This is a genomic window from Pantoea sp. CTOTU50773 (assembly GCF_032082325.1).
Classification (GTDB): Bacteria; Pseudomonadota; Gammaproteobacteria; order Enterobacterales; family Enterobacteriaceae; genus Pantoea; species Pantoea communis.
Genome location: NZ_DAMDQC010000209.1, coordinates 1 through 6,204, shown reverse-complemented (window position 1 = coordinate 6,204; position 6,204 = coordinate 1). Strand labels below are relative to the sequence as shown.

Annotated in this window: 6 protein-coding genes; 2 read left to right on the top strand and 4 right to left on the bottom strand. The window is 53.3% G+C overall.

Annotated elements, in window-relative coordinates; translation table 11 throughout:
* Window positions 1–403: 403 nt before the first annotated feature.
* Complete coding sequence (locus RT340_RS21190) at window positions 404–694, bottom strand: type II toxin-antitoxin system RelE/ParE family toxin (protein ID WP_097117702.1); 291 nt, start codon at window positions 692–694, stop codon at window positions 404–406.
* Window positions 687–929, bottom strand: coding sequence for a type II toxin-antitoxin system ParD family antitoxin (locus RT340_RS21185; protein WP_097117703.1), 243 nt, complete (start codon window positions 927–929; stop codon window positions 687–689). Before RT340_RS21185 ends, RT340_RS21190 begins: the two co-directional genes overlap by 8 nt.
* Window positions 930–1,168: 239 nt before the next feature.
* Here RT340_RS21185 and pagP point away from each other — a divergent pair, with 239 nt between their 5' ends.
* Together pagP and RT340_RS21175 are read left to right on the top strand one after the other, a co-directional pair.
* Complete coding sequence (gene pagP / locus RT340_RS21180) at window positions 1,169–1,726, top strand: lipid IV(A) palmitoyltransferase PagP (RefSeq protein ID WP_097117704.1); 558 nt, start codon at window positions 1,169–1,171, stop codon at window positions 1,724–1,726.
* Window positions 1,716–3,221 carry an alpha/beta hydrolase gene (locus RT340_RS21175; protein ID WP_313377661.1) on the top strand — a complete coding sequence of 502 codons (1,506 nt, stop codon included), beginning with the start codon at window positions 1,716–1,718 and terminating at the stop codon, window positions 3,219–3,221. The genes pagP and RT340_RS21175 overlap by 11 nt, the downstream gene beginning before the upstream one ends.
* Here the strand turns inward: RT340_RS21175 and RT340_RS21170 are convergent.
* Together RT340_RS21170 and RT340_RS21165 are read right to left on the bottom strand one after the other, a co-directional pair.
* Window positions 3,211–4,176 carry an acyltransferase family protein gene (locus RT340_RS21170; protein ID WP_313377660.1) on the bottom strand — a complete coding sequence of 322 codons (966 nt, stop codon included), beginning with the start codon at window positions 4,174–4,176 and terminating at the stop codon, window positions 3,211–3,213. The two genes, RT340_RS21175 and RT340_RS21170, sit on opposite strands and share 11 nt — an antisense overlap.
* On the bottom strand, window positions 4,173–6,204 hold a 2,032-nt coding region (locus RT340_RS21165; protein ID WP_313377659.1), incomplete at its 5' end, for an efflux RND transporter permease subunit. The genes RT340_RS21165 and RT340_RS21170, both read right to left, overlap by 4 nt.

Sequence of the window (6,204 nt, the reverse complement as noted above, 5' to 3'; positions counted from 1 at the left end):
AGGCGATGTTGCGCCCCAACCAGTCGGCAAGCACCATCAACAATCCTCCCATCAACGCGGCGGCGCACAGTTAATGACTTAGTAGATTGGCGCCCATTGCTTTGGCGCATTGCGGTGCCAGCAAACATATTGGTTGAAATTCCCATGCTCGCGGCTAAATGTTTTCTGAGTCAGTTCTTTCGCGAGATGCTTAGCTCGCAGTTTACCGCTTAAATATCGGAACAGTTCCGTATAGTAACGCTGGCAAGATAGCTTCCCAACAACCGCACAGTGCTGCACAAAAAAGAGTGGCAGGCTGTATTTGAATGAAAATCGTTATCGTTATCAAGATGGGGTGATTGGAAAAGGTAAAAAAAGCGTTGTTGAGGAAGATTTTGGGCGCGATAGGGTGCTGAGTGTGGAATTAAAAGTCGGGTAGGTGACGAGCCGTATCCATCTGTTGATGTAAAATTCGGGCAATAAATATTCCGGAAGGATTGGCAGTATAAAAAATGGTATGTGACTGGAAAACAATACGTTTCACATCCTGCACGCGCGGGTAATCCTGTCCCATCTCAGGCATCTTTGACAATGTTTCAAGGAACTCATCCAATGCATCGGTGTAGCGATCGGCTTGGGCTTCACCAAATTTGAGCAAGGTATAATCATAGATATTGGCAAAGTCACTATCGGCAAGTTCGGACAGTTTATACACGATTAAGCTTCTTCCTTTCAGCAGCGATTTCACGCAGTGAACGCGGGCTTTCGCCACTTTCCAACCCATCAACTACGGCATTTCGGACAACTTGATCATGTAATTCCTGTTGTTCCAGCAGGCGTAAAGCCGAACGCATCACTTCACTGGCTGATCCATATCGCCCTGAATCAACCATGCGCGAGATGAAGTTATCGAGTTGTTCACCCACGCTAACCGACGTTATTTTTCTCATTGAACTCACCGTGTATTAACTGTTAATACAAAAGAGCATAGTTTGCGCAAGTCTTCATCGCCAGTCAAATCGACCTCGTTCTTATGGAATGTGCCACGCAACAGTATGCTTTGCGCAGCACCTCAACCCCGACTCAACAACTATAATATTCCCTGATGGTCTGCCCGGTATGGGCACACAGATCATGCTGGATGTTTCCCTTGCTCACTATCATCGGTGCTTTTGCAGAAGGATAACCCATGCGTAATTTTCTGGTGGCGTTGTGCATCTCGTTGAGTGTTCTGACCTTCCCGGCTCTGGCGGCGGGCACATTGAGTGATGGCTGGGAATGGCTGAAGCAGGATGTCTCGCAAACCTGGGAACAGCCTCAGTATTACGATATCTACCTACCGTTTATCAGCTGGCATGCGCGTTTCGCCTACGACAAAGACAAAACCGACAACTACAACGAATCGCCGTGGGGCGGGGGTTTTGGTGTGTCGCGCTACAACGAGGACGGTGACTGGAGCGCGCTGTATGCGATGGCGTTTAAGGATTCGCACAACATGTGGCAGCCGATTATCGGTTACGGCTGGGAGAAAGGCTGGTATCTCGATGAGGCACGCGATGTACGCTTAGGGCTAGGGTTAACCGCTGGCATCACCGCGCGTGATGATTTTGCCAACTATGTGCCACTGCCGATTGTCCTGCCGCTGTTCTCCGCAGGTTATAAAAATCTTAACGTGCAGTTCACCTATATTCCGGGTAGCTACAACAACGGCAACGTGCTGTTTGCCTGGTTCCGCTATGGTTTCTGACAGGGTGCAGCGTTCTCCCGTGCTTAAGTGGCTGAAGATAATCGCCCTGGGCGTGGTTTCTTTGCTGATCATGTTTTTGCTAATTCGTGGATATCAGTCTGAGCAGGGGCCGCCGCTGCATCGCTGGCACACCTGGGCGGCTGATGAAATGACGGTGGAGCAAATAGATCACGCTACCTTCGACGATTATCTGGCGCAGGAAAATGTGATCTTCAAGCAGATGAAACACAACGTCACGGATCAACTTAGCGTTGAAGAGAAAACCTCGCTTAACCGCTATTATGCGCAAAGCCCGGTCTATCCGGCAGGATTTGCCACCGACTGGAACCGTTCGTTTGTACTCAAACCCGCTGGTGAAATTAAAGGCGCGGTGGTGCTGTTGCACGGTTTAACGGATTCACCTTACAGCATGCGTTATCTGGCACAGGCCTATCAGCAACAAGGCTATGTTGCGGTAGTACCCAGGCTGCCCGGCCATGGCACCGCGCCGGGATCGTTAACCAAAGTTGACTGGAAAATGTGGCTGGCCGCGACGCGTCTGGCCGTGCGTGAAGCCACCCGGATAGCGGGAACCCAGGTCCCGTTGCATCTGGTGGGCTACTCCAACGGCGGCGCGCTGGCGATGAAATATGTGCTCGATTCTCAGCAGAATCAAAATCTGCGCAAACCACAACAGGTGGTGTTGTTGTCACCGATGATTGGTGTGACGGCATACGCCCGTTTTGCGGGGTTAGCGGGATGGCCAGCGGTGTTCCCGGTGTTTGCTAAAGCGGCGTGGCTGAATATCGTGCCGGAATACAACCCGTTTAAATACAATTCATTCCCGGTGCGGGCGGCTCGCCAGTCCTGGCTGTTAACCCAGGCGTTGCAGGAACAGATTGTTCAACTCGCACGCGATGGCGAAATACGTGGCTTACCACCGGTACTGACTTTCCAGTCGATCCTCGATTCTACGGTCAGCACTCGAGCAGTGGTCAATGCGCTGTATCGCTATTTACCGGACAACGGCAGCCAGTTAATGATTTTCGATATTAATCAGGCAGCCAATTTGCGCGCGCTGTTCCGGCCTGCACTGTATTCAGCGGTCAACGACTTACTGCCTGCCGCGCCGCGTCATTACGCCACAACGGTGATCACTAACGCGTCGCCCACCACTTATGAGGTGGTTGCCCGCATCACGCATGCCGATCAAACCAACGAAGTGACGCGTCCGCTGCATCTGGCGTGGCCGCAGGATATGTATTCCTTGTCGCATATCGCTGTCCCATTCCCTCTCACCGATTCGCTGTATGGTCGCGAACCCACCGAGAAAAATCGTTATGGCATCAGCCTCGGCACCATTTCACTACGCGGAGAAACTTCCAGCCTCACCGTGGGGCTCGATACGCTGATGCGTAATACCTCCAATCCGTTTTTCACTTATATGATGGCGCAAATTAATGGACGGATTGCCTGCGGCCAGCAGTCGGATCTGCAACAGTGCCTTAAAGAGTGATGACTTTTTTCAGCAGCCCGTTGGCAAGAATCAGTCGGGCCAGCAAAACTGAGAGCACAAAGGTCAGCACAATCAGCGTGAGTTTAGTGGCCAGCGAGTTAATCGGGATCAACGCGGTGACGATATGAAACACCGAGTAGTGCATGATGTACACCCCGGTCATGGTTTTACTCACGGTGGCCAGCAGCGTCTCTTTGAGGGCGACATGGCGGCGAAAGCGCACGCCGCTGGCGGCTAACACCAGTGCGACCACCAGCAGGTAGATTTGTGAGCCGGTGAGGAGGAAAGCATTGCGTTCGGCTTTAAACAGCGCGAAGAAGAAGTGCTGCTCGTACAACCAGGTGAACAGATAAATAAACGGCAGGGCGCAGGTAGCGATAAGGGCGACTCTTCTCCGACTCAGCCAGTCGGCAATCACCGGTTCACACAATAGCTGGCCGGTGAGGTAAAACAGTAACCAGGTCCAGATACGGTATTGCGGCGCGAGACTGAGCACCCGCACCTCGGGATAGAGCACCGACAGCAAATCGTAGCCATAGGAAAACAGCAACAGGGCGCCGACCAGCGCGCAAAACGCCAGGCGATGAAGGCTGAGCCAGCTGAGCAGCGGATTGAAGCTGTAGATCACGATAAACGAGAACACAAACCACGGCTGAATCAGATAGCCGCGCTGGTAAGGTTCCCAGAGATAGTAAATCGTCATCCAGAACAGAAACACGATCACCACATTGCGTATCTTGTTGAGCTGCCAGCGTAAATCCTGCTCGGCGTGGCTATCCATAATGCCCGCCACCACAAAAAACAGTGGGGTGGCGATGGTGGAGATAAACGTCAGGAACGCCAGAATCCAGTGGTAATCATAATCGTAGCGATCCCAGGTGTTATACAACGTAAAAAAGGTCACTGCCGCCATGCAGCCGAGTGTCTTAATGACATTCAGCCCGGTGGCGTTCATGTTGACGTCGCTTTCTCAGCGCGGTGGAAGCAGGCATAAATCACCGGCAGAACCAGCAGCGTCAGTATCGTTGCGAAGCCCAGTCCAAACATAATCACCACCGCCATGCTCTGGAAAAACACATCGCGCAGCAGCGGTGCCAGGCCTAACACTGTGGTGAACGCGGTCAGCAGGATGGGGCGCAAGCGCGACGTGGCGGCATACAGAATCGCGTCGTGCTGCGTTTTGTCCTGTTTTTGCTGTTCAATCTCTTCCACCAACACAATGCCATTGCGGATCAGCATGCCGCTCAGGCTCAGCAAGCCGATCAGTGCCATAAAGCCAAACGGAATACCGGTGAGCAAAAAGCCCGGCGTCACGCCGATTAGCGCCAATGGCACCGTGAGCCAGATTGCCACGGCATTTTTTACGGAGCTAAACATCAGCACGGTAATGACAAACATCACCAGATAGCCCAACGGCAACGTGGTGAACACGCCTTGCTGCGCTTCGCTGGAGTTTTCGGCATCGCCGCCCCATTCAATGCTGTAGCCGTGCGGCAGTGGGAGCTGATCAATTTGCGGCCGCACGCGTGACAGAATATCACCGGAGGTATCGCTGCTGAGCGGGCTGGGATCGGTCATCACCGTCAGCACGCGACTGCGATCGCGCCGCAGAATTAATGGATCTTCCCATTCGAGATTGAAGCCACTCACCACATTGCTGAGTGGAATATAGTGCTGCTGGCTTTGGCTCCACACCAGCACGTTGTTCAGATGATTGGCATCCTGGCGTTCACTGGCGGGCGGACGCACCACCACCGGCAGCAAATCTGCACCTTCACGATATAAGCCCACGCGGCTGCCGGTGAAATTCATTTGCAGCGCGTTATCGATTTCCTGTTTATCCACCCCCAGCTCGCGGCCCAGCGCCGGATTAAACTGTGGACGGATAACCTTGCTGCGGTTTTGCCAGTCATTGCGCACGCTGTCGGTGGCGGGATCCTGCGCGAGGATATCACCCACTTCACTGGCAATCAGTCGCATGCGGTCGGGATCGAGGCCTTTGATGCGTACTTCAATGGCGCTGCCGCCGGAAGGACCAAACATCACCCGTTTGTTGCTGGCATTCACCTGCGGATACTGGTGGGCAATATAGTTATCCACACGGCGTGACAGCGCGGCGATATTGCGCTGATCGTCCATGCGCACCATGATTTGCGCATAGTTGCTGTATTGGCGCTGTCCATTGTAAGTGAGGATAAAGCGCATGCTGCCCTGGCCGACGGTGGTGACCGTAGACACCACGCCTTGCTGCCCGGTGATCGACTTTTCAATATCGCTGGCCATTTGCTCGGTGGCTTTGATGTCCGTGCCGTATGGCAACCACAAATCGACAAAGAAGATCGGCGTATTAGACGAGGGGAAGAAGTTTTGCCGCACGCCACCAAAACCCCAAATCGCCAGTGCCAGCAGAACGGCCATCACTGAAAGCGTGAGGGTTTTCTGCTGTAGCAGCGCGTTGAGCGTGCGTTGGTAGAGTCGATAAAAACCGCCATCATAGGGCGAGGCTTCAGCGGCGGGTGTTGCCGTGCTACTCGTTTTAAACAGCCACCATTTGATCAACACCGGCGTGATGGTGAGCGCTGAGAACCAGCTCAACATCAGCGATATCAGCAACACCTGGAACAGCGATTTGCAGTACTCACCGGTGGAATCCTGCGACAACCCAATCGGTGCAAACGCCAGTATCGCGATAATCGTGGCCCCTAACAGCGGGAAGGCCGAACGCCGGATAACAAAGTTGATCGCCGAGGTGCGCGATGAGCCTTGCTGACGCGCAATCAGTACCCCTTCGACGATCACAATCGCGTTATCCACCAGCATACTGAGGGCGATAATCAGCGCTCCCAGCGAAATACGCTGTAGCTCAATGCCCCACAAATACATGATTAGCAGGGTGCCCAGCACGTTCAGCGCAAGCGAGAGTGCAATAATGATGCCGCTGCGTACGACCATAAAGATCAGCAGTACACCCACCACAATCGCC

Bases quoted from the DNA above. Each gene is read 5' to 3' on its own strand.
- RT340_RS21185 (WP_097117703.1), bottom strand. From the start codon at position 929: ATGAGAAAAATAACGTCGGTTAGCGTGGGTGAACAACTCGATAACTTC.
- pagP (WP_097117704.1), top strand. From the start codon at position 1,169: ATGCGTAATTTTCTGGTGGCGTTGTGCATCTCGTTGAGTGTTCTGACC.
- RT340_RS21175 (WP_313377661.1), top strand. From the start codon at position 1,716: ATGGTTTCTGACAGGGTGCAGCGTTCTCCCGTGCTTAAGTGGCTGAAG.
- RT340_RS21170 (WP_313377660.1), bottom strand. From the start codon at position 4,176: ATGAACGCCACCGGGCTGAATGTCATTAAGACACTCGGCTGCATGGCG.